Below are 23,477 nucleotides of genomic sequence, written 5' to 3'. Positions count from 1 at the left end.
TACTTCCGAAAGGAGTCACAAACGTATGGATTTCTTTGATCGTTTTGCCGTACCTCATCCAAGCTTTGCAATCTATGCTTCGATGGTAGCCATTGGTTTAACTACGATCGCTATCATTGCTGGATTAACGTACTTTAAAAAATGGGGTTATTTATGGCGTGAATGGATAACAACAGTTGACCATAAACGAATCGGTATTATGTATTTAATTTCCGCGTTAGTTATGTTATTCCGTGGTGGTGTGGACGGAATTATGCTTCGTGCACAGCTAGCGGTTCCTGATAATACGTTACTCGATTCACAGCATTATAATGAGATCTTCACAACACACGGGGTTGTTATGATCCTATTCATGGCGATGCCATTTATCATGTTCTTCATGAACTTGGTTGTTCCACTGCAAATTGGAGCACGTGATGTTGCATTCCCACGTCTTAATGCTTTAAGCTTCTGGTTATTCTTTATGGGAGCTATGTTATTTAATATTTCATTCGTTGTTGGTGGATCACCTGACGCAGGGTGGACTTCATATTTCCCACTGGCAAGTGAAGAATTTAGTAAATCTGTAGGTACCAACTATTATATGATCGCGATACAGATTGCCGGGATAGGGACCCTGATGACGGGTATTAACTTTATCACGACGATTATGAAAATGAGAGCACCTGGTATGACATTAATGAAAATGCCAATGTTCACATGGTCAGCTCTTATTGCAAACTTAATCATTGTTTTCGCATTCCCTGTGTTAACTGTAGCACTTGCAATGGGAACAATGGATCGTCTATTTGGCACACATTTCTTTACTCTTGATAACGGTGGTATGGATATGCTTTGGGCCAACCTGTTCTGGGTTTGGGGACATCCTGAAGTTTATATCTTGATTTTACCGGCATTTGGTCTTTACAGTGAGATTATCTCAACATTCTCAGGACGTAACCTATATGGCTATAAATCAATGGTTTGGTCTATGGTATTAATTTCACTTTTATCTTTCTTAGTATGGGCGCATCACTTCTTCACAATGGGTCAAGGTGCCTTTACAAACAGCATTTTCTCTATTACAACGATGATCATTGCTGTGCCAACTGGTGTTAAAATCTTTAACTGGCTGCTTACGCTCAGAAAAGGTAAAATTCGTATGACAACACCAATGCTTTATTCAATGCTTTTCATTCCACTATTCACATTAGGTGGAGTAACTGGGGTTATGCTTGCGATGTCTGCAGCTGACTATCAGTATCATAATACAATGTTCTTAGTTGCTCACTTCCACAATGTTATTATTCCAGGTGTAGTATTTGCTATGCTTGCTGGATTAACTTACTATTGGCCAAAAATGTTTGGTTTTATGTTGAACGAAAGACTTGGGAAATGGACAGCATGGTTGCTTTCAATCGGATTTGTTCTAGCATTTATCCCAATGTATATTACAGGTTTAGATGGTCAAGTACGTCGTAGCTTCACGTATTCAGAATCTACTGGATTTGGACCACTTAATATGGTTTCATTTGTGGGTGCGGGGATTATGGCAATTGGTTTTGTGTTAATCGTTTATAACATTTACTACAGCATTCGTTATGCATCAAGAGATATTAGTGCAGATCCATGGGATGCACGCACACTAGAGTGGCCTACACACACTCCAGTTCCAGAATACAACTTCGCAATTGTTCCAGAAGTAAAATCTAGCGAACCATTCTGGGATGCGAAAAAACATGATCACAAGCTATTTAAAGGTGAAATTGAAAAAATTCATATGCCGAATAACAGTGGAATGCCATTCCTAATGAGTTGTGTGTTCTTTGTATGGGGCTTCTCACTAATCTTTAGCCTATGGATTCCAGCAATTATTACTACAATCGGAATCTTTATCTTTATGACACTACGTTCTTTCGAAAAAGATCATGGTCGTTATATTCCTGTTAAAGAAATTGAAGAAACTGAATCAGAATTGCGAGGTGCTTAATGATGAAAATTGATAACTCGCTACCACTTGAATATAGTACAGAAGAAAATCGTTTAAAGATCTTTGGATTTTGGATTTTTCTAGGTGCGGAAATCATGCTTTTCGCAACACTTTTCGCTACCTATTTCACATTATATAATCGCACAGGAACAGGTCCTGACGGAGCCGAAATCTTCGTTATTACACCTGTTATCCTTGAAACATTCTTACTTTTAACAAGTAGTTTCACAATTGGTTTAGGTATTCATGCGATGCGTCTTGGTAGACAAAAAGCAATGATAAATTTCTTTGCTATTACACTTCTTCTTGGATTAGGATTCTTAGGTATCGAGATCTATGAATTTATCCACTATGCACATGAAGGAGCAGGCATTGGGGAAAGTGCCTTTACGTCGATTTTATTAACGACTTTAGGTACTCACGGAGCCCACGTAACGGTAGGTTTATTCTGGGGATTATTTATCATCATGCAAGTGAAAAAGCGTGGATTAACTCCAGAAACAGCTAACAAGTCATTTATTTTCAGTTTATACTGGCACTTCCTAGATGTTGTTTGGATCTTTATCTTCAGCTTCATCTATTTGAAAGGAATGATGTAAACAATGAGTGAATTATTCCCGATGAAACAAGTGATGGGTTTTGTCTTTTCACTAGTCCTTACTTTAGTAGCACTGGGTGTTTACTTCTTCGATATGTCATTTACAGTAGGGATGACAGTCCTGTTAGTAACAGCATTTATACAGGCTGGACTTCAGTTAGTGGTATTTATGCACGCAGGTGAAACTGAGGACAAAGCAGCGATCTATACAAATGTATACTATGGAGTAATTATTGCATTAGTAACAATCTTTGGTACTTTGTTAGCAATGGTTTGGGATATGCATTAAAACGAAAAAGGTATGACTCATATTTGAGTCATACCTTTTTTGCGTATTAATGTGTATAGCCTTCGTCTGTTCTGCTTTGTAAAAACTCAGGCAGTTTAGAAGTATAAAGAACATAAAGAACTGTTAAGTGAGCAGCGATAATATTAATCACAAAAATCGATCCAAATATTAGATGTCCTGCTCCAAAATCAGCATACATATATAGAATTAACGTAGTCCACATTAAAACAATCAGTGGGATTTGTAAAAGAGCAATTTTTCTATTTTCAAGCCATAAAAAGATAGGTGTAGCTGTTCCAATTAATAAATAAGCGAAAAATACATCCATGTTCATACGCTCCTTTAGTGGTATCGCTTTCATATGTCGGTACCTTTTTAATTTTGTCTAAAACTAGGCTATTTTGTGTCAAAACTAAAACCAATTTGTGAATTTTTTGTTACATTTAATATAACATATCTTTAACTGTTTGACAAAGATAAAAATGTATGAGAATAAATTAATTTTGGTATGTTAAGCAATATAGATTGACGAGCTGTTTTTATTTAGAGTATAAGTGTTAGTGGAGAGCTGAGGAAAAAGTTGGTACATTTATACTGATACCACTTATGGTTAAAAATGAAAGGTGGTTTACATGGATACAACACAGAATATCTCAAGGAGAAAATTACTAGGTATTGCAGGCTTAGGCTGGATGTTTGATGCAATGGATGTTGGAATTCTTTCATTCATTATTGCAGCTTTACAAAAGGATTGGGATTTAACATCAGAGCAAATGGGTTGGATTGGTAGTGTGAATTCAATCGGTATGGCTGTAGGGGCATTAGTTTTTGGGTTAATGGCAGACAAAGTTGGGCGTAAGCAAGTGTTTATTATTACACTTCTTTTATTTTCAATCGGAAGTGGAATATCTGCATTTGTGACGTCACTAACATTATTCCTTATTTTAAGATTTTTTATTGGAGCTGGTTTAGGAGGAGAACTTCCTGTTGCTTCAACTTTAGTATCAGAAAGTGTCCCGGCAAATGAGCGAGGCAGGGTTGTTGTTCTGTTGGAAAGCTTCTGGGCAGGTGGTTGGTTAATCGCTGCACTTATTTCATATTTTGTTATTCCTTCTTACGGTTGGCAGGCTGCGCTATTATTAAGTGCATTGCCAGCATTTTATGCCTTATATTTAAGGTTGAAACTTCCGGATTCTCCAAGGTTTCAAGCTATTACAGTCTCAAAGCAAAGGAATCATCTTTTACAAAGATTGCAAAAGTATGGGCAAGACCATATACAAAGCAAACAACCATGCTATGGATTCTATGGTTTTGTGTTGTTTTTTCATATTATGGAATGTTCCTATGGTTACCAAGTGTAATGGTCATGAAAGGTTTCAGTTTAATTAAAAGCTTTCAATATGTACTAATTATGACACTTGCTCAACTGCCAGGTTATTTCTTAGCGGCGTATCTGATTGAGAAGGCAGGAAGAAAGTTTGTTCTTGTTACATTCTTAATTGGAACGGCTCTTAGTGCCTATTTCTTCGGAAATGCAGATACACTTCCATTGCTGCTAACTTCAGGTATTTTTCTTTCTTTCTTTAACCTGGGTGCATGGGGTGGGCTTTATGCTTATACACCAGAGCATTACCCAACAGAGGTTCGTGGAACAGGTGCTGGCTTAGCTGCTTCATTTGGAAGAATTGGTGGTATTTTAGGACCATTAACAGTCGGCTATTTAGTTGCTGCGGAATATTCGATTAACTCGATTTTCCTGATCTTTGCAGTTGCAATAGTTGTTGGTGCACTCGCTGTACTTGTACTAGGTGAGGAAACAAAGCAAAAGGAATTAGTATAGAAGGTGTAGAGATTAGTCTTTCGGGGCTAATCTTTTTTTTACTGAGCATCCTAAATGCATAAAGAAACAAAACAAGGTATCCTTTCAGGTAAGAAGGTTATAGGAGGGAAAAACATGAACGAAGTGATTAAAACAATCCAAAACCACCGATCCATTCGTAAATTTGAAGATAAGCTATTATCAGATGAACAAATTAAAACAATTGTCGAAAGTGCTCAAGCAGCTTCAACGTCAAGTTATGTACAGGCCTATTCAATTATTGGGGTTAAGGATCCTGACAAAAAGAAAAAGTTAGCTGAACTAGCAGGCGGGCAAGATTATGTTGCAGAAAACGGACATTTCTTTGTGTTTTGTGCAGATTTATACAGACATCAATTACTATCCGAAAAACATGAACAAGATACAAGTCAAGTATTAGAAAGTACAGAGAAATTCATGGTGGCGGTTATTGACGCAACTCTTGCTGCGCAAAATGCTGTGCTTGCAGCGGAATCAATGGGACTTGGTGCTGTTTATATAGGTGGACTTAGAAATAACTTAGATGAAGTTTGTAAGCTTTTAAAAACCCCACCTCTAGTCTTACCTCTTTTCGGTGTTGCCGTAGGTTACCCAGCTCAAATGCCAGATCAAAAGCAGAGGTTACCATTTCAACATATTTACCATGAAGATGAGTATGAGCAAAACAAAGTAAACTACATGGATCAGCTTGAAAAATATGATGAAGACATCTCACAATATTACGAGCAGAGAACAAATGGCAAAAGAAAAGATACATGGACAGGTCAAATGGCTGGCTTATTAGCAAGACCTTCAAGAATGTATATGAAAGAGTTTGTAGAAGGTAAGGGACTTAATAAAAGATAAGAGAAAAAGACCTGTGCACAAAAAAACAGGTCTTTTTTTCTATGTAACATATTTTCCTTATATAACGTCTAATAATTACCATTTATAGTATAATTGTGGGAAAAGTAGCTAAAAGGGGTGGAAGGGTGAAGAAGCTAGGGGCAATTAGTTTGCAGTTTATTGCTGCATGTGTGGGGATTATTATTTTTGGAGCACTACCTTCCTTGTTTATAGCGCAGGGTACAGGGGAAAGTCATATTGGGCTGTTTATAGACACACTTGCTAGTATTATCAACAGCCTCATTCATTTTAACGAGATAACCTTTGAGATTAAAGGGGTTGAGTATCAGGTTTACAAATACATATTTGAGGGAGCCTTTTATTCGTTAACCCTTATTATATGTGCGCTCTTATTGGCTTATATCATTGCTATTCTACTAACATTTTTAACGATGCAGTTTCCAAAATGGCTTCGGGAAAAAATAAAGCTAGCTATTCTCTTTTTTGAATCATTGCCAGATATATTAGTAATTTTGCTGCTTCAGCTATTAATTATTATGTTTTATAAAAAAACAGATATTTTACTGATGAAGGTCGTCACAGTTGGAGACAGTCAAGCATATTTGCTTCCCATTATTTGTTTGGCGATTCTGCCAACGATTCAGTTATATCGAATGACCATCCATCTTTATGAAGAAGAATTATTAAAGGATTATGTTCTTTTAACTAGGGCAAAGGGAATTCACCATACAATTATTTTGTGGAAGCACATCTTGCGAAATACGATTGTTTCTCTTTTCTTCCATTTGAAGCAAACAATATGGTTTATGCTTTCAACATTAGTCGTTGTTGAACTCCTATTTAATGTGTTTGGAATTACCTATTATTTAACAACGTATATGATACCAGAAGTGTTTACATTTATTCTTCTCTTTTTATTTGTCCCAATTTTTGTTTTTTATCATCTGGTGAAAATCATCATTGAAAAAACGGTAAAGGGAGGGGAAGCTTTGACATGAAGCTTTTTAAAGATCCTCTCTTTTTAATTGGTTTTATTTTTATCGCAGGATTGTTACTTACTAGCTTTATTTATACAGCAGTTGTTGATAACGAGGTTTATCAAATTTATCATATTTATGATGAAAATAAGGAATTAGTTGACTCTGCTCCTATTGCACCACGTAAGGAATCATGGCTGGGAACGGATAAGCTTGGTTATGACATGCTAAGTAAGGTGTTAATTGGGGCAAAGTTTACGGTTTTAGCTGCTCTTCTTATTGCCTTGTTACGATTGGCTTTATCGATTCCACTAGGGTTGATGCTTGGAGCCTATTTTTCAAGAGGACAAAAATATATAAATAGTGTAGTAGATGCTTTTCACTTTATTCCACTAACGATTATTGCTCTTTATTTATTAACTCCTGTTCTTAGACAGCAGCCTGAGGGCTTTGTTTATTCATTTATGGAAAGAATGACAATTGAAGTAGTAGTCCTCACTATTCTAACTGTCCCGATCTTAGCTGTTTTAATAGGAAATGAGACAAGGGAGTTATTTAAATCAGAATACGTGATAAGCTCCAAAACATTGGGAGGATCAAAGCTGCATATTTTGATGAAGCATATTATCCCAAGCCTGAAGGATCGATTTTTTATCCTGTTCGGTCAGCAATTAGTTCAAACATTAATCGTCATGGCTCATTTAGGAATCTTTAATCTTTACTTTGGTGGGACAATTATTTCTAACGACCGGCTAGCAAGTGACCCTCCCCGGTCATTTACAAATGAATGGTCTGGTTTAATCGGAGGATCGAAACAGTTTATTCAATGGGCACCATGGATTCCGCTAACACCGATTATCTGCTTTGCTTTAACAATCTTAGCTGTCACATTTATGGTCGAGGGATTTTCTAGAGTGACTACTGGTCGTCCAGTTTATTTTAAAAAGAAGAGAACAAGAACATCTTCAATACAAAAACAACAACCTACTAAAAAAGAACAATTTGAACTTTTGGATAAATCAATGTAATGGCCTGATTGGAGGGAGACTTATTAGGAAACTTCTTAAAAACCCGCTTTTCTTAACAGGATTTTTGTTTCTCTTGCTATTATTGTGTACGAGTTTTATTTACTCTGCTGTGGTGAATCATGAGGTTCGGCAAATCTATCATATTTATGATGAAAATAAGGAGTTAATCGACTCTGCGCCGATTGCTCCTCGCAAGGAAGCGTGGTTAGGAACAGATAAGCTCGGTTATGATATGTTAAGCAAAGTATTAATAGGAGCCAAATTCACCATATTAGGAGCTCTTACTATTGCTTTTTTACGAATGATGGTTTCGGTGCCGTTAGGATTGGTATTAGGTACTTATTTTCCGAAGGGACAAAAATATCTTACTAGTTTAGTTGATGTGTTTCATTTTGTTCCATTATCGGTTGTTGCTTTATATTTGCTGCAGCCGTTTCTGTTTTTAACAGCAGGACAAGAGCCAGTTTATAGTCTTACAGAGCGGATCTCAATTGAAATCATTGTATTGACAATCTTAACAGTTCCTGTTTTATCCATTTTGATCGGAAATGAAACGAGAGAGCTATTCAAAGAGGAATATGTAAGCAGTGCGAAGATACTTGGAGGCTCAAAATTACACATTATTAAAAAGCATATCTTCCCAACATTAAGAGAAAGGTTTTTTATTTTGTTTGGGCAGCAATTTGTTCAAACGCTTATTGTGATGGCACATTTAGGGCTATTTTTCCTCTATTTTGGTGGAACGATCTTTCCTAGTGAAGGAGGAGATCCTCCCAAATCAGTAACAAATGAATGGTCAGGCTTAATCGGAGGATCAAAGATCTTTCTTCAGTGGGCACCATGGATTCCTTTAACTCCAATTGTATGTTTTGCGTTAACGATCTTAGCAGTTATGCTCATGGTAGAAGGTTTTTCTAGGGTAACATCGGGAAGGCCTGTTTATTTTAAAAGAAAAAATACTCAAACTTTTTCAGCTGAAAAAAAGATAGTACGCAAAAAACAAAATTCGTTTGATTTTTTGGATAAGTCTATGTAGTAAACGGAAAATTTTGCATATGATAGTAGTATAAGTTTAGAACATAAAAGAAGAAGGAGCTGATGAAAATGAGACAAAAGTGGATTCTGATTGTGTTCACTATCATAAGTTTGCTTCTTTTAGTTGGCTCTATCTTGTTTCAATTTTTAAAAGAAGAAGATCCTTATCAATTTTATACGGGCTTAGGAAAAGATATTGATGTATCACCAGATGACCAGACCATCACATTTTCATATTATGTAGATGGAGATGAAGCGATTTATACGGCAAATCTTGATGGCTCAGAGCTTACCAAAGTTAGTGGCAAAGAAAATGGGAGATTCCGGAACCCAAAGTTTTCTCAAGATGGAGAACAGCTTTTGTTTCTTTCTGAAGAATTAGATGGTGCGCAAAGTCTAATGGTGATGAATAAAGATGGAAGTCATCAAAAACGAGTAACGGATGATTCCTTACATGTAACAGATGCTGTTTTTTCCCCTAAAGGTGACATTTTGTATTTTACGGCTATGCTTTCATCTGAAATCAACAAGATGGAAGGAGAAACAAGGGAAGGGTATGATCTTTACAAAATTAATAGCGATGGAACAAATCTAGAACAATTAACAGATCAAGATCATTTTACGATGAGTGAACTTTCAATTTCTGAAGATGGTGAAGAGCTATATTATAGCTTATTTCAAGCACATGAAGAGCCTACTGCTTTTTCTCTAAAAGACAAAACAGAATCACCTGTTGTTTCAGTCAAAAAAGATATCTATTCTTCTGTGTTATCTAAGGATAAGAAATTTCTAGCTTACACGGCAGTGACAAAAAAATCATTAAATAGCAGCTTATTTAAATATGAACTATATCTTCAAAATATAGAAACAACTGAAACAAAACGATTAACAAATCTAAACAAAAATATACAATCACCTGTTTTTTTACATCATGAAAACAAGTTAGCGTTTCTAGAGTATACAAATTGGCCTGGTGATCCAGAGAACTATCGACTCATGACTGTCTCATTTGAAGGTGGAGATGAGCAAGAAATTAGCTTAAATCTACCTTCGTCAACTGACCGCCATTTGGCAATGAAAACCGTGTACTTCCTATTATCAAACGAAGTAGCAACAGCGATTTATTATGTTCTGTTTTTTGTAGGGTTGATATTATTAACTCACATTAGATCAGGTAAAGTATTTCGACCTTCATTTATTAGCCTTGGTCTTTCTCTACTCTTTTTTATTGGCAGCTTTGCGATTGGGGCTTTATCACAAATCCATGGTATGGCATCTGGCTGGCAATGGTGGCTGTTGCTATGTTTATATGTTCACTGGTGCTCGTATTATTCTCTTATGTTGTGAGTAAGGTGAGAAAAAAATAATGACAGGACTTGGGTTACTCCTAAGTCCTGTTTTTTTGTCATCTATACAAGCTGTAGATGAATAGGCTTTATCGTAGCGAAGATCATTACAGGGAGGGCTAACTCATGAAACCGTATCCTGTCTATCCATATTATTCAAAAAAGCAAAAGGTGAAGGAGCAGCCGATTGCTTTTCCACCTCAGCACCAAGACCGTCATCCTGGTTTTGAATATGAAATGAACCCAAATCCTATTTCTGAATGGGAGGGGTATAAAGGTAGCGGAAAGCTAAAAAACAAGGTGGCTATCATTACTGGTGGAGATAGTGGCATAGGAAGAGCTGTTGCCTATGCGTTTGTAAAAGAAGGGGCAGCTGTTGTGATTCCGTATTTAAATGAACACCGTGATGCCCAAATAACAAAGCAAAGAATCGAACAGCTAGGAGGGAGATGTCTTCTTTACGCAGGAGATTTAGGCCAGGAACGAACAGCCTACGAGGTTGTAAGGCAAACGATTCAGACATTTGGAAGACTAGACATCGTTGTGAATAACCATGGTATTCAAATTGTTCAGGACAGCATTTTAAATATCTCTGCTGAGCAGCTAGAAGCTACGTTCCGAACAAACATATTTGCTTTCTTCTATATGGTGAAAGCAAGCTTACCATACTTAAACAATGGAAGTTCAATTATTAACACTACGTCAATCACAGCTTACCAAGGACATAAAACATTAATCGATTACTCAGCAACTAAAGGGGCGATTACAACATTTACACGATCACTTTCCTTATCACTTGTGGATAAAGGAATACGGGTAAACGGTGTAGCACCAGGACCAATTTGGACTCCACTGATTCCTTCGAGCTTTTCTGCTGAAAAGGTTGCAACATTCGGAACTGACACAGAAATGAAGCGAGCAGGTCAACCGTTTGAGCTTGCCCCAACGTATGTGTATCTTGCTTCTGATGATTCTAGGTATGTGACAGGGCAAGTACTTCATGTAAATGGAGGAGATTTTAGAACATCATAAGTCAGATCAAAAGAACTAAAAAATATCCTGTGCATAACTTTTAAACTGTGGGAAAAAGTCCTATATATATTGTGGCGAACGAATGTACCCACACAAAATGTGGATAGATAATGTGGATATGTGCATAACTTTTGTGGATAAGTTGTTGTTAACAGTTTAATAACTTGTTAATATCTAAATTTTTGACGAATGATTGTGTAGATATTGTAAATACGTGTCGTTTAATTCTTTTTATCCACAATTTGAGGAAAAACCTGTGGGAACTGGACAAAAGTTCAGTTCCTTTTTCTATGTGGATAATCTTTTTTCTTTTAACAAATTCTAATGTGTACGAAATGAAAAAGGACGTGTGGATATGAAGGCAAAATCATATGAATGCATTATTGTTGGTGGTGGAATTGCAGGGTTACAAGCAGCTCTCCAACTTGGAAGATATATGCACAATGTGCTTGTTTTAGATAATCAAGATGGCCGGTCCAACTTGTGCCGTGCTTATCATAATATACTTGGCTGGCCTGACGGAGTGAGTGGAGAAACTCTGAGAAACCTGGGAAGAAAGCAGGCGGAAAGCTATGGAGTTGAGTTCAAAAAGGCCTTTGTTCATAAAACGGAGAAAAATAAAGAAAACATCCTCCTATACACAGAAGATGGAACTGTGTTAGAAGCAAAAACATTACTATTATCCACAGGAATTAAGGATCGAATTCCAAGTATCAAAAACATTGAACCTTGCTTAGGAATTTCCATCTATGTTTGTCCTGATTGTGATGGATATGAAGTGCGAGATCAGCATGTCTTGCTATTGGGTTCAGGAAAAACAGGAGGAAATTTAGCTCTAACGCTAACGTATTGGACAGACAAGATCACATTTATCAATCATGACAAGGAACAACTTGAACCAGCCTTGCTTGATCAGCTTACTCAAAAAAGCATTCATATAATAGACGAACAGATTGAAGAAATTATCACTGAAAATGAATCTGAATTTAAAGGAGTAAAATTAAAAAATGGACAAACAGTAGCGGGAGATAAAGGGTTTATAGGCTTCGGTGGCAATGCAGTTCACTCAAGTCTAGCCGCGCAGCTTGGTGTGGAAAGGCTGGAAATAAACATGTTCTTGTAGATCCGCGAACCAAGGAAACAAATATCACAAACGTATGGGCAGCAGGAGATGTTGTCGCCCACTCTGAGCAAGTCACAATTGCAATGGCAGATGGCTGTCAGGCTGCTATTTGGATTCATAAGCGTTTATTGAAAAATCAATCGTAAATCTCTGTTTACTTAGGCTCCAGTTTTGTATGATAGAAGAAGGAGCAAGAATAAGGGAGAGGCTGGACATGAAAAAAGAAATCGAAGAACTATATGATGAAGTTTATGAAAAACTCTCTGAATTTCATCAAACATCATTGAACTATACACAAAAAATCACAGACATTCCACTCAACCAACGTGAGGAAGAAACAGAAAAACTTGAACGAATCGAATTTGCCCTACAAGCAGCAAAAGACATCCTAGAAAACATCATGGCAAAAGGCACAAAAATGACCATCATGCACCAAAAAGGAACTATACAAATTGATTTGGATGAATGAATCAATCAATAATGAAAATTAGAAATAAGTGGGTTTAATTACTTATAGGTTGTTTTCGCAAAGAATGTTGCATTATATAAATTATTAAAACAACAGTGGAATGAAGCGGAAGACACTTGACTCCTGCGGGAGGTAGAGGAAAGGCTGAGACCCCGCAGGCAAAGCCGAGGAGGCTTAGCTTCCTCCAAGGAAGAATGGTTCTTTGAAAAATCCGGCAGTTGGGATTTTTCATTATTCTTCCCCGCGGAAAGCAAGTGTCTGCAGCGCAATGAAACAGCCTACTTTTTAGCTGGATTTGTATTTATAAATACAAAGTATCTATATTACTATTCCCCCTGCCGAATCTGCCCAGGAGATTTACCTGTTAATTTACGCGTAATCTTATTCAAATAATTCGCATTCTTATAGCCTACTAATTGAGCAATTTCTTCAACAGAGTACTTTGTATGCTGCAAAAGCTCAATTGCTTTTTGCAAGCGGATATTTGTTAAATACTGAATCGGGGTAACCCCAGTTTCTTGCTTAAACAATCTTGTAAAATGATATTTTGATAATTTTGAGGCTTCTGCCATTTCTTCAGCACCAATTTCATCCTGATAGTAATTTCTTGCAAACAAAGCGGCACTAATTATCCCTTCTGACCAATCCTCCATTAATTTATCCACATTTGATAAAGCCAAGTATAACTCCATAATAAACTGATAGGAAATACTTGAGCCCTGATAGGCATTGGTAATTTTTCGTTCACGAGCATCATCATACATTTGTTTAACAAGCTTAACCGGAGCAGCTTCAGGGTGAAAACGAACAACTTGGTTGCCCTTCCTCTTAACGTGCTCCCAGCATTTCTTTGCTTCATTCCCATATAGAGTTACATATAAAAACTCCCATTTTGTTGAATACTCGGGCAAATAGTAATGATAATGACCCGGGCTGCTGACAATAAAGGCATGGCCAGCCTTCAGCTGATGTACCTTACCGTCTATATTTATTTCTCCTTGTCCTGACAAGGTATATTGAAAAATATATTTTTCTTGGTCTTTCCGCTCAATGCCACTCCAATTATAAATCGTAGACTCTTGTTCTTCCCAGCCAACTGACCATATTTGTGCCACCTGATTCACATTAGGGTCATTGAAACGAAAAGCAATTGCACCCGTTTTCTTATTCATAGCAAAAAAATCCCCTTTTCTTACCCTTTTTAGATGCTATTAGCAAAAAAAGACTGATATGTATTGTGTAAACAGTATTAATCATTGTTAGTTCCAATAAGTTAAAAAGAAAACCTAAGCAAATATGTGCTATTTCTTCATTTAATTTTACCATTGTTTGCAGCAAAATCGGAACTTACAATGAAGATAGAAAAACAAACTAATGACAACAAAGTGAAGGGTGATTTTCATGATCGAACAATTAAAAAATCAATTTAACGAGATTTTTCAACAGAATCAGCCTACTAGATCTTTTTTTGCACCAGGGCGTGTGAATTTGATCGGTGAACATACAGATTACAATGGCGGACACGTATTTCCTTGTGCGTTAACCTTTGGTACATACGCGGTTGTAGCACTTAGAAATGATCAAAGAATTCGTATGTATTCTAGCAACTTTCCTGATATCGGAATTGTAACTCTATCAACGGAAGATTCATTGCAACTTCAAAAAGAACATGATTGGGCGAACTATCCTAAAGGAGTTATGAAGGAATTTATTGATAAAGGTGTAGTAATAAATAAAGGCTTTGATATCCTATTTTATGGTAATATTCCAAATGGAGCAGGTTTATCTTCTTCTGCATCAATCGAACTCGTAACCGCAGTCACGATTCAAGCATTGTTTGAGACGAATTTTAATCGAATTGAATTGGTGCAAATGAGTCAGCATGCTGAGAATGAGTTTATTGGTGTGAGCTGTGGAATTATGGATCAGTTTGCGATTGGAATGGGAAAAGAAGATCATGCGATTTTGCTAAACTGTCAAACTCTTGATTATCAATATAGTCCAGTTGTATTAGAAAATGCCTCTTTAGTTATTGCAAACACGAACAAACGCAGAGCTCTCGCGGATTCAAAGTACAATGAAAGACGCTCTGAATGTGAACGTGCCCTTAGTCAATTGCAAAAAGAGCTTTCCATTCAATCTCTCGGAGATCTTACACCAGAACAATTTGAGAGTTACCGTCATTTAATCCAAAATAGCATGGATCAAAAACGCGCCAAGCATGCAGTCTATGAAAATGCTCGAACGATTCAAGCGGTAGAAAAGCTTAAGCAAGGTGATATTGAGAGCTTTGGACAACTAATGTGTGATTCTCATACATCATTGCGAGATGATTATGAAGTAACAGGCTTTGAATTAGATACATTAGTAGAAGCTGCTATGGATCAAGATGGTGTTATAGGATCAAGAATGACTGGAGCCGGCTTTGGCGGTTGTACAGTTTCAATCGTAGCAAATGATAAAATTGATGAATTTATTAATGAAGTAGGGAAGAGCTACACAGAAAAAACAGGGTTAATAGCTGACTTTTACGTAGCAAATGTAGGAGACGGAGCAAAGGAAATTTTATAATCCGAAACGGAGGAAACAAGCATGGCAATCTTAGTATGTGGTGGAGCAGGCTATATTGGAAGTCACGCAGTATCAGAGCTTTTAGATCGAAAAGAAGAGGTTGTTGTTGTTGATAATCTTCAAAAAGGACATCTTCCAGCTGTTTTAGAGGGAGCCACTTTTTATAACGGTGATTTAAAAGATGAAGAGTTTTTAAAAAATGTGTTCAAACAAAATGAAATTGAAGCTGTTATTCATTTCGCTGCTGACTCATTAGTAGGTGAAAGTGTTGAAAAGCCTCTTCAATACTATGAAAACAATGTGTATGGAACAATGTGTCTACTGAAAGTGATGATAGAGTTTAACGTAAAGAAAATTGTTTTTTCTTCAACAGCTGCAACATATGGCGAAGCAGAGAATATTCCAATTATCGAAAATGACCCAACCGTTCCGACAAACCCTTATGGAGAAACAAAGCTTGCCGTTGAGAAAATGCTGAAATGGAGTGAGCAGGCTTACGGATTAAAATACGTCGTTCTTCGTTATTTCAACGTAGCTGGTGCTCATATGGAAGGAAAGCTTGGCGAAGATCATGATCCGGAAACACATTTAATTCCGATTATTTTACAAGTGGCTTTAGGTAACCGCGAGAAAATTATGATCTTTGGTGATGATTATCAAACAGAGGATGGAACATGTATCCGCGACTATATCCACGTAACAGACCTAGCTGATGCACATATTTTAGCGATTGAAAAGCTGCGTAAGGACAACACAAGTGCAACATATAACCTTGGGAATGGCAATGGGTTTTCGGTTAAACAGGTAATCGAGACAGCAAGAACTGTTACAGGTCATCCTATTCCTGCGGAGGTAGCACCACGCCGAGCAGGTGATCCGGCTGTTTTAATTGCTTCATCTGAAAAAGCCATTAATGAATTAGGCTGGAAGCCGAAATATGCAGATCTTCACACGATGATTGAAAGTGCGTGGAATTGGTTTCAAAAACATCCAGAGGTTTATCAAAAATAATCTTACCTAGTCGTTACGACCCTAAGATGAGAGGATGAAAACAATGATAATCCACATTGATTTAGAAATAGAAAGATTGCTTCAGTTTGCTCTTCAGAAGCAGCTGATTACAAAATGGGACGTTGATTTATCTCGTAACAAAATGTTGGATGTGCTAAAGCTTTCTGATATCAAGCCTGTCGAGGTACCAGAAGAACAGCTGAATTCCCCCGTTTTCATTTTAGAAAATATTTTAAATTGGGCTGCTGACCAAGGACTACTTCAGGAAAACACAGTCACATACCGAGATCTCTTAGATACAAAGATTATGGGCTGCTTAGTCCCGTCTCAAGGTGAAATGATCCGAAGATTTGATGAAAGAGTAAATCAGCATGGCCCGCAAAAAGCTACTGAGTTTTTTTATCAATTTTCTCAGGATGTTCACTATATCCGTACAGATAGAATTGCTAAGAACGAGAAATGGCTTGTGAACACAGAGTATGGTGATCTGCAAATGACCATCAACTTATCTAAGCCTGAAAAAGATCCGGTCGCGATCGCTGCTGCTCGTCATATGCAAAAAAGTGAATATCCTTCATGCTTGCTTTGTAAAGAAAACGTTGGCTATGCAGGAAGACTAGATCACCCAGCACGACAAAACCACCGGATTATTCCTGTCACATTAAGCAATGAGCAATGGTTTATCCAATTCTCGCCATATGTTTATTACAACGAGCATGCAATTGTCTTATCTGGTGAACATAAGCCAATGAAAATTTCCAAGGAAACATTTAAAAAGCTGCTTCACTTTGTTGATCAATATCCACATTATTTCCTTGGTTCGAACGCTGATTTACCGATCGTTGGTGGCTCTATTTTAAGTCATGACCACTTCCAGGGAGGTCACCATACATTTCCGATGGAGGTAGCAGAAAAGCTACATTCATTTACGCTGAGTAAATATCCTTCCATTGAATTAGGAATCGTAAAATGGCCAATGTCTGTTTTAAGATTACAAGGAAGAAATCAAGAAGAGCTAGTAGAAGCGGCAGACGATATTTTAGAGCAATGGAAAAGCTACAGTGATGAAACAGTTGATGTTCTAGCGTTTACTGAAGAAACACCACATAACACGATTACCCCCATTGCACGAAGAAGAGGCGACCTTTTTGAGCTTGATTTAGTGCTTAGAAACAACAGAACAAATGAAGAGCATCCTTTCGGCATTTTCCATCCTCATCAAGAGGTTCATCATATTAAAAAGGAAAACATCGGTCTTATCGAAGTGATGGGATTAGCTGTTTTACCTGGAAGGTTGTTAGATGAATTAAAAAAGCTTGCTGAATGGTTACCGGAGGAAGATGGGGCTCGCTAAAATTGAGCAAGATGAAGAAATTAATAAACACTATGAGTGGGCTCAAAAGGTAAAAACAAATGTACCAGATATCAATCAAGACAATGCCTATCAACTTCTACTTGAAGAAGTTGGCCATGTTTTTGCAACAATTTTAGAGCATGCAGGTGTGTTCAAACAAGATGAATCTGGTCAACAAGCATTTCAGCGATTTGTTCAGCATTTACAAGCCCAATTAACATAATAATTGGATTTACTAGTATAAGAATCTTCAAAAGTGTCAATGATGCTATTAATCCCCCCTAATTTTATATATGTATGTTGCCTCCTTACTTTGTAAGGGGGTGTTTTTTTGTGCTGAATTGTATAATAGAAAAAAACAAAGGGGAAAAATCACAATGGACATTCAACAAATCATACAAGAATTACAGAAACATCAATTACTGCCGGGGAAAGTAGAGTACAAACCACTAACTGGTGGGACAGTAAGTCGTTTATACCTTGTTAATAATGAGTTAGTAGTTAAGTGTAATCAACCAGTGACTCTGGAAATGGAATCAATCTTTTTGGAGATGTATAAAGAAATTGAATGCTTGCCAAAGATTTATTATGTTAACGATGATTTTCATTTTATTGTATATTCTTTTATCCCAGGTATAACAGATTATAAGGGAATCAATAAATCCATGCTGTTAGAAACACTGATCAAAGAGGTAATCAATCATTACAAACAACTCTCAGAAAAAAGTAATAGTTGGGGTTGGGCAGATGAGACGTCAAGCACATGGCGGGAGTTTCTCTTAGACAGAGTTCAACAGTCAAAAATCCTAATAGAGTCTCAACTTCCAGAAGAGGACCACATGCTTGTGCAAAAGATTTTAAAAGATAACAAGCGTTATGAACAATGGAAGCATCCTTACTTGCTACATGGAGATTGTGGTGTCCATAATTTTGTCGTGAATAATGGCAAGCTTTCAGGCATTATTGATCCAGCACCTGTGTGGGGAATACCGCTATATGATGTTATATATGCCTTTTGTTCATCACCCGAAGATTTAACGGTAGAAGTCTTACATACTGCTGTATCAGAATTGAAGATGAGTGGAAAGGTAACTACTGAATTTTTAAATCAAGAAATCATCATCGGATTATATATAAGACTAGGCAATTGCATGAAGCATCATCCTCATGAGCTTGATCAATATTTACATGCATGGAAATATTGGAAGAAACAGCTTTAACCGAACAAGAGTCTAGCCACTAACTGGCTAGACTCTTTCTATTTAATCACTGTGCCACAATGACGACTTTTCCTTCATCGAGCTCTTCTTCTAACTCCATCGCTTTATGTTGTGAAAGACCTAGGGAGGTCATGCGGGTGCGAATCTGCTCTCCACGGGATACAAAAATATTTGCCATTTTATCAAAGATACCTTCTTCTTTTAATCCAATACCTTTAGTATTTGTATGTTCTGTTAAATGCTTGGAGCGATTTTCATCATGTGCAAATAAATAGATGTGCTCCTTTTCATAACCTTCTGCTTGTAAAGTAAGAATTTTCTCAGAAGCTTGTACACCATTTTCAACGATATATGTTTTCATCATCATCAACTCCTTTGATATTTACTTGGTAATTACCCCGAATATACTTGGACAAACATGCATGGTAAAAAATAGACTATTGGTCTTAGAAGGTTTTTTCTATAAAAGGACTAATAGAGTTTGTTAAAATAAAAGGATAATGAAGAAAAGGTGATCGTGATGAAAATATCAATTGTGATTGTGACATATAATCGACTGGCAGAACTTTCAGAGCTTCTTGAATCAATTACTCGACAAACTGTACTTCCACATGAAGTTATTATTGTGAATGATGCGGGTGAAAGCATTGAACCACTAGTTTCTTTATATAGTGAATTATCAATTAAGGCTGTTGAGTTAACGGAAAATGTTAAGCATGTTCGTGCAAGAAATATCGGAATAGAGCATGTAACGGGTGATGCTATCATGCTTTGTGATGATGATGATTTTATAACGGAGACTCATTTGGAGCAGGCATTATTAGGGCTACAAAATGCTGATTTTGTTTATTTTGATGCAGAGATTGTTTCATTTGAAAAAAGAGGAAACACCCGTTATCCGTTTAAACGACAGCTTTTTGCTTATCAATATGATTTAGCAGAAATGAAGAAGTTTTCAACATATGTGCCTTCAGGAAGTATGTATAAAAAAGAGCTTCATGATAAAATTGGCTTATTTGATCCTGATGTTCATAATTACTGGGATTGGGACTTTTTCTTAAGAGCGGCAGAGGCTTGCTCAGTGAAAAGAATACCAATGGCTAGTGTTATCTATGCATTTTCAGAAGATGGGACAAATCAGTCTGCTGATTTAGGCCTAAAACGCAAAATGTATTTAGATCGTTTATGTGAGAAGCATCAATTAGGAAGTTTACCAACGAAAAACTTCTTTGTGCTTCTAGAAGAACCAGAAATGAAAAAACGCGAAGCAGAAACAAAACGGGTATGGAATGGAAAACCAGTTTTCACACGCTATAGTCAACAGGAGGAGAGCAATGAAATTACAAGTGGATAAAAGCTGGGACAGCGTGTTAGGTGAACAGTTACAGTCTGATTATTTTAAGGAGCTATTAGAATTTTTACGTGAAGAATATGAACAACAAACCATTTTTCCTGAACGTGAAAATATCTTTCGTGCGTTGAACGAAACTCCTTATGATAAGGTAAAAGCCGTGATTATTGGACAAGACCCGTATCATGGAGAAGGACAGGCGCAAGGCTTAAGTTTTTCAGTCCAGCCAGGTGTCAAGCTGCCTCCTTCTTTACGAAATATCTACATGGAGCTTCAAGATGACATAAATTGTCCGTTACCGGAAAACGGCTCATTAGTAAAATGGGCGAAGGAAGGTGTCCTCCTTTTAAACACCGTATTAACTGTAAGAAAAGGAGAACCAGCTTCACATGCAAAAAAAGGATGGGAAATGTTCACTGATGAAATCATCAAAAAACTAGATCAAAAACATCAACCAATTGTCTTTATTCTGTGGGGAAAACATGCCCAACAAAAAAAGCAACTTATCGATTCTTCCAAGCACTTCGTTATCGAAAGCGCCCATCCTAGCCCATTTTCTGCCCGAAAAGGCTTTTTTGGAAGTAAACCATTTTCTAAAACAAATGAATACCTACGTAATCAAAATATAAAAGAGATTGATTGGTCTTTATAGAATTTTGTTCTTAATAATTTTTAAAACAGATAGTGGAATGGAGTATAAAACATGAAGGAAACACCAATAAACTGTATAAAGTGTAAGCATTTTTATGTTACTTGGGATACGCGGTTTCCGAACGGCTGTCGAGCTTACGGATTTAAATCAGCAGCCAGGCCTGCCATCACGGTTAAAAAATCATCTGGTATGGCATGTTTAAAATATGAACAAAAAGCAATTAAGGCTTAGTTGGAGGAATAAAAAGTGAACATACCTGTATCAAAACTATTAAGTAAAATGGAAGCTGAGTTAATAAAGGCAAAAAACAGCTCATCGACTAAAGAAGTACGTGAAAAAGTAGCCGTCATTCAATCATTATGTGAAATCATTCTTGATGAAAAATCAGAAGTATCAGTTCAACCATTATCATCACCATCATCAAGTGAAATTAGCCAATTAGAGCTTCAAAAAATGATGGGAAATATGTCAACGGTTGTTAAAAATCCTACAAGTGAAAGACCGGTTAAAGAAGAAGATGCTAACGGTGATTCGCTTTTCGACTTTTAAGCTGATCTTTAAATTTTCCTAACTTCCATAAAATGAAGCAATCTCTCCAACGAAATCCATCATATTCTTATCTAATCAGGAAACAATGATAGTAACATTGTACAGGAGGTTAGAAATATGGCATATGATGATTTATTTAACATGGGAAGAGGACGCTTCGATATGGGCCTTTTAAATGATCCAGCTCCAACAAAAATTGGCCAAGATCGCTATGATGTTTATGTAAACCAAGATTATATCGGTCAAAAATATTTATTAACAGCACAGGAGTCTGTTTCAGATATAGATGAGTTTTTAAAAAATGAAGGAGTTAACAACTTCGAATCCTATCTTGATGGCGACCATTACTATATTAAAGCTGTCGAAAACGAACAGCGAGTATCTGATGTGTTAAAAGTATATTTGCAAAATCGTTAAGAGCCCATTATGTGGCTCTTTTTTGCGGAGTTGTGACTTCTAAAAGTTGCAAAATGATATGATGAAGCTGCAAAATTATTATGGTATCCTACAAAGTTTCCAACTGATTGTTGCAAAAATGAAGCCGAATGCTGCAAAATCATTATTTTTCTTTTATTCCAATTAGCTCTTATAACAAGATTGTCACACTTTTTCCGTTGAAAATAACCCATTCTAGGGTAAGATGAAAGAGTAATCAATTGGAGGTGGAGCCTGATATGAAGCTTTTTCTTCTTTTAGGAGCAATAAACGCATTTTTAGCGGTAGCATTAGGTGCCTTTGGAGCACATGGTCTAGAAGGAAAAATTCCTGAAAAATACATAAAATCATGGCAAACTGGTGTGCAATATCAAATGTTCCATGCCGGGGGATTGTTTGTCATTGCTTTTCTAGTGGATAAGTTCACCAATATCGGAATATTCACAACGGCCGGATGGTTATTTTTAATTGGTATTATTCTTTTCTCAGGAAGCTTGTATGTATTAAGTGTGACACAAATTAGCATATTAGGAGCAATCACTCCATTAGGAGGCTTAGCTTTCTTAGCAGGCTGGCTGCTTTTAGGATATGCGGCAATCAGATATTTATAAAAGATGAAGGCTGACAAACATTTTGTCAGCCTTCATTCATATTATCTTGGTTGAACAGATGCTAATGCATATTGTGGATCATAAGTAAGCTCTTCATCAAATGTTACATAATCTAAGTAAACCATAAGAAGTAAATAACGCATACCAGTTTGTGGATCACTTAAAATAAGGTGATCACGCCCTGCTGCTTCAATAACACCTTTGAAAATTTTCGCATTCCACTCACGATTGTTTTCAAAAGTCATATAAACAGTAGCGATTTTTCCACGATTTAAACGAAGGATATTTTCAATATAAGACTGCTCTAAAGGTAGCATGCCTGGAATATACTGTGCTACACCAGGTTGTTGCTGCTGTGGAAATTGTGGTACTTGCCCAACTTGACCTGGAAAATATGTAGCAGAAGGTGGAAATCCTGTTTGCTGCATTTGCATTTGCATCGGCATTTGTTGTCCTGGTTGAACACCAGTTGCTGCGTCATATCCATAAGGTTGTTGAGGTTGTTGAAATCTTTTAGTCATATAATAACCCTCCTAAAAATTAATAAGTGATAAAACCGAAAGGGATCTTTTCTCAATCTTTGCTCATTCATAGGTATGTTGCGAACAAGCAACTTATGCCTTTTAAACAAAAATATTGAAGGAGAAGCTAAATGATTACAATTACTTTAGAAGAAGTAACAAAGGATAAAATGAAAAAGGTGCAAGAAATTGTCCTCTCGAACAAAATCTACAATGTTTTAGAAAATGGAAGGGAAACTCGATCAATGAAAGAAATGAAGGAAGAGTTTCTGAATCCGGCTACATATAGCTATTTTATAAAAGCTGATCAAGACTACATCGGTTTGATCGACTATTTACCAGAAAACCCGAAGGACCACTATCCTTGGCTGGGATTGCTTATGGTTCATGAACAATGGAAAGGAAAGGGCTTTGGAAAAAGAGCTTATCACCTTTTTGAGGAAAGTATAAAAAATTCCGGAAAGCAGGCAATCAGACTAGGAGTTTTAACAGACAATAAGGATGCAAAGGTCTTTTGGGAATCATTAGGATTTATCTATTATGAGACGAAGCCGTTTAAAGAAGGAAGAGAAGTAGATTGCTATGAGAAAAAATTAAAAAAATGACTCATTGACAGTAACGTAGTTTAAATA

24 protein-coding genes and 3 pseudogenes are annotated in these 23,477 nt (G+C 36.7%); 23 read left to right on the top strand and 4 right to left on the bottom strand.

Annotation, left to right across the window (positions count from 1 at the left end; translation table 11 throughout):
* Positions 1-25: 25 nt before the first annotated feature.
* From qoxB to qoxD, 3 genes are read left to right on the top strand one after another with little or no spacing between them, the layout of a single operon-like run.
* Positions 26-1,969, top strand: a complete 1,944-nt coding sequence (qoxB, locus tag MVE64_RS12615; RefSeq protein ID WP_247346779.1) for a cytochrome aa3 quinol oxidase subunit I — start codon at positions 26-28, stop codon at positions 1,967-1,969.
* Between the two features lie 2 nt (positions 1,970-1,971).
* Complete coding sequence (gene qoxC, locus MVE64_RS12610; protein ID WP_247347041.1) at positions 1,972-2,568, top strand: cytochrome aa3 quinol oxidase subunit III; 597 nt, start codon at positions 1,972-1,974, stop codon at positions 2,566-2,568.
* A gap of 3 nt (positions 2,569-2,571) precedes the next feature.
* Positions 2,572-2,856, top strand: a complete 285-nt coding sequence (gene qoxD / locus MVE64_RS12605) for a cytochrome aa3 quinol oxidase subunit IV (protein ID WP_098795173.1) — start codon at positions 2,572-2,574, stop codon at positions 2,854-2,856.
* A gap of 46 nt (positions 2,857-2,902) precedes the next feature.
* On the opposite strand, the gene MVE64_RS12600 is transcribed toward qoxD, so the two are convergent.
* A complete protein-coding gene (locus MVE64_RS12600; protein WP_098795172.1) occupies positions 2,903-3,184 on the bottom strand; it encodes a spore morphogenesis/germination protein YwcE in 282 nt (93 codons plus the stop codon).
* Positions 3,185-3,488: 304 nt separating this feature from the next.
* Between MVE64_RS12600 and MVE64_RS12595 the strand changes: the two are divergent.
* The 9 genes and pseudogenes from MVE64_RS12595 to MVE64_RS12555 all read left to right on the top strand — a co-directional run bounded on the left by MVE64_RS12595 (position 3,489) and on the right by MVE64_RS12555 (position 12,570).
* Positions 3,489-4,696 (top strand): annotated as a pseudogene (locus MVE64_RS12595) (MFS transporter).
* Positions 4,697-4,810: 114 nt separating this feature from the next.
* On the top strand, positions 4,811-5,560 hold the full coding sequence (gene nfsA / locus MVE64_RS12590; protein ID WP_247346768.1) for an oxygen-insensitive NADPH nitroreductase: 750 nt from the start codon (positions 4,811-4,813) through the stop codon (positions 5,558-5,560).
* A 125-nt stretch (positions 5,561-5,685) separates the two neighbouring features.
* Positions 5,686-6,558, top strand: a complete 873-nt coding sequence (locus tag MVE64_RS12585) for an ABC transporter permease subunit (protein ID WP_247346766.1) — start codon at positions 5,686-5,688, stop codon at positions 6,556-6,558.
* On the top strand, positions 6,555-7,565 hold the full coding sequence (locus tag MVE64_RS12580; protein ID WP_247346765.1) for an ABC transporter permease: 1,011 nt from the start codon (positions 6,555-6,557) through the stop codon (positions 7,563-7,565). Before MVE64_RS12585 ends, MVE64_RS12580 begins: the two co-directional genes overlap by 4 nt.
* Before the next feature lie 73 nt (positions 7,566-7,638).
* The gene (locus tag MVE64_RS12575) at positions 7,639-8,601 is read left to right on the top strand and encodes an ABC transporter permease (protein ID WP_247346763.1); all 963 of its coding nucleotides are present in this window, start codon (positions 7,639-7,641) and stop codon (positions 8,599-8,601) included.
* 68 nt (positions 8,602-8,669) lie between these two features.
* On the top strand, positions 8,670-9,947 hold the full coding sequence (locus MVE64_RS12570) for a DUF5050 domain-containing protein (protein WP_247346761.1): 1,278 nt from the start codon (positions 8,670-8,672) through the stop codon (positions 9,945-9,947).
* 125 nt (positions 9,948-10,072) lie between these two features.
* A complete protein-coding gene (locus MVE64_RS12565; RefSeq protein WP_121663961.1) occupies positions 10,073-10,978 on the top strand; it encodes an SDR family oxidoreductase in 906 nt (301 codons plus the stop codon).
* 355 nt (positions 10,979-11,333) lie between these two features.
* A pseudogene (locus tag MVE64_RS12560) lies at positions 11,334-12,247 on the top strand (NAD(P)/FAD-dependent oxidoreductase).
* Between the two features lie 68 nt (positions 12,248-12,315).
* Complete coding sequence (locus MVE64_RS12555) at positions 12,316-12,570, top strand: hypothetical protein (protein ID WP_247346759.1); 255 nt, start codon at positions 12,316-12,318, stop codon at positions 12,568-12,570.
* Between the two features lie 326 nt (positions 12,571-12,896).
* On the opposite strand, the gene MVE64_RS12550 is transcribed toward MVE64_RS12555, so the two are convergent.
* Complete coding sequence (locus MVE64_RS12550; RefSeq protein WP_247346757.1) at positions 12,897-13,742, bottom strand: AraC family transcriptional regulator; 846 nt, start codon at positions 13,740-13,742, stop codon at positions 12,897-12,899.
* 229 nt (positions 13,743-13,971) lie between these two features.
* Here MVE64_RS12550 and MVE64_RS12545 point away from each other — a divergent pair, with 229 nt between their 5' ends.
* The 4 genes and pseudogenes from MVE64_RS12545 to MVE64_RS12530 all read left to right on the top strand — a co-directional run bounded on the left by MVE64_RS12545 (position 13,972) and on the right by MVE64_RS12530 (position 18,726).
* Positions 13,972-15,141: a galactokinase gene (locus MVE64_RS12545; protein WP_247346756.1), complete on the top strand. Its 1,170-nt coding sequence runs from the start codon at positions 13,972-13,974 to the stop codon at positions 15,139-15,141.
* Positions 15,142-15,162: 21 nt separating this feature from the next.
* Entirely contained in the window at positions 15,163-16,152 is a 990-nt protein-coding gene (gene galE / locus MVE64_RS12540) for a UDP-glucose 4-epimerase GalE (protein WP_247346752.1), read from the top strand.
* Positions 16,153-16,195: 43 nt separating this feature from the next.
* Positions 16,196-17,729, top strand: a pseudogene (gene galT, locus MVE64_RS12535) (UDP-glucose--hexose-1-phosphate uridylyltransferase).
* A 154-nt stretch (positions 17,730-17,883) separates the two neighbouring features.
* Positions 17,884-18,726: a phosphotransferase gene (locus MVE64_RS12530; RefSeq protein ID WP_247346750.1), complete on the top strand. Its 843-nt coding sequence runs from the start codon at positions 17,884-17,886 to the stop codon at positions 18,724-18,726.
* A gap of 46 nt (positions 18,727-18,772) precedes the next feature.
* On the opposite strand, the gene MVE64_RS12525 is transcribed toward MVE64_RS12530, so the two are convergent.
* Positions 18,773-19,087, bottom strand: a complete 315-nt coding sequence (locus MVE64_RS12525) for a YflT domain-containing protein (RefSeq protein ID WP_345740814.1) — start codon at positions 19,085-19,087, stop codon at positions 18,773-18,775.
* 159 nt (positions 19,088-19,246) lie between these two features.
* Between MVE64_RS12525 and MVE64_RS12520 the strand changes: the two genes are divergently transcribed.
* From MVE64_RS12520 to MVE64_RS12495, 6 genes are all read left to right on the top strand, one after another.
* A complete protein-coding gene (locus MVE64_RS12520) occupies positions 19,247-20,080 on the top strand; it encodes a glycosyltransferase family 2 protein (RefSeq protein ID WP_247346746.1) in 834 nt (277 codons plus the stop codon).
* Entirely contained in the window at positions 20,061-20,729 is a 669-nt protein-coding gene (locus tag MVE64_RS12515; RefSeq protein WP_247346744.1) for a uracil-DNA glycosylase, read from the top strand. The genes MVE64_RS12520 and MVE64_RS12515 overlap by 20 nt, the downstream gene beginning before the upstream one ends.
* A 51-nt stretch (positions 20,730-20,780) precedes the next feature.
* On the top strand, positions 20,781-20,960 hold the full coding sequence (locus MVE64_RS12510; RefSeq protein ID WP_121663951.1) for a uracil-DNA glycosylase: 180 nt from the start codon (positions 20,781-20,783) through the stop codon (positions 20,958-20,960).
* A gap of 15 nt (positions 20,961-20,975) precedes the next feature.
* Positions 20,976-21,278, top strand: coding sequence for a YwdI family protein (locus tag MVE64_RS12505; protein WP_247346743.1), 303 nt, complete (start codon positions 20,976-20,978; stop codon positions 21,276-21,278).
* 117 nt (positions 21,279-21,395) lie between these two features.
* Entirely contained in the window at positions 21,396-21,695 is a 300-nt protein-coding gene (locus tag MVE64_RS12500) for a hypothetical protein (RefSeq protein ID WP_098795153.1), read from the top strand.
* Between the two features lie 257 nt (positions 21,696-21,952).
* The gene (locus tag MVE64_RS12495; protein ID WP_247346741.1) at positions 21,953-22,324 is read left to right on the top strand and encodes a DUF423 domain-containing protein; all 372 of its coding nucleotides are present in this window, start codon (positions 21,953-21,955) and stop codon (positions 22,322-22,324) included.
* 41 nt (positions 22,325-22,365) lie between these two features.
* Here the strand turns inward: MVE64_RS12495 and gerQ are convergent, their stop codons facing one another.
* On the bottom strand, positions 22,366-22,845 hold the full coding sequence (gene gerQ, locus MVE64_RS12490) for a spore coat protein GerQ (protein WP_247346739.1): 480 nt from the start codon (positions 22,843-22,845) through the stop codon (positions 22,366-22,368).
* Between the two features lie 131 nt (positions 22,846-22,976).
* Here gerQ and MVE64_RS12485 point away from each other — a divergent pair, with 131 nt between their 5' ends.
* Positions 22,977-23,450, top strand: a complete 474-nt coding sequence (locus tag MVE64_RS12485; RefSeq protein WP_247346737.1) for a GNAT family N-acetyltransferase — start codon at positions 22,977-22,979, stop codon at positions 23,448-23,450.
* The last annotated feature ends 27 nt before the right edge of the window (positions 23,451-23,477 follow it).

This window comes from Metabacillus endolithicus, assembly GCF_023078335.1.
GTDB lineage: Bacteria > Bacillota > Bacilli > Bacillales > Bacillaceae > Metabacillus > Metabacillus endolithicus.
The sequence above is the reverse complement of the archived record's forward strand: the minus strand, read 5'-3'. Positions and strand labels throughout refer to the sequence as shown.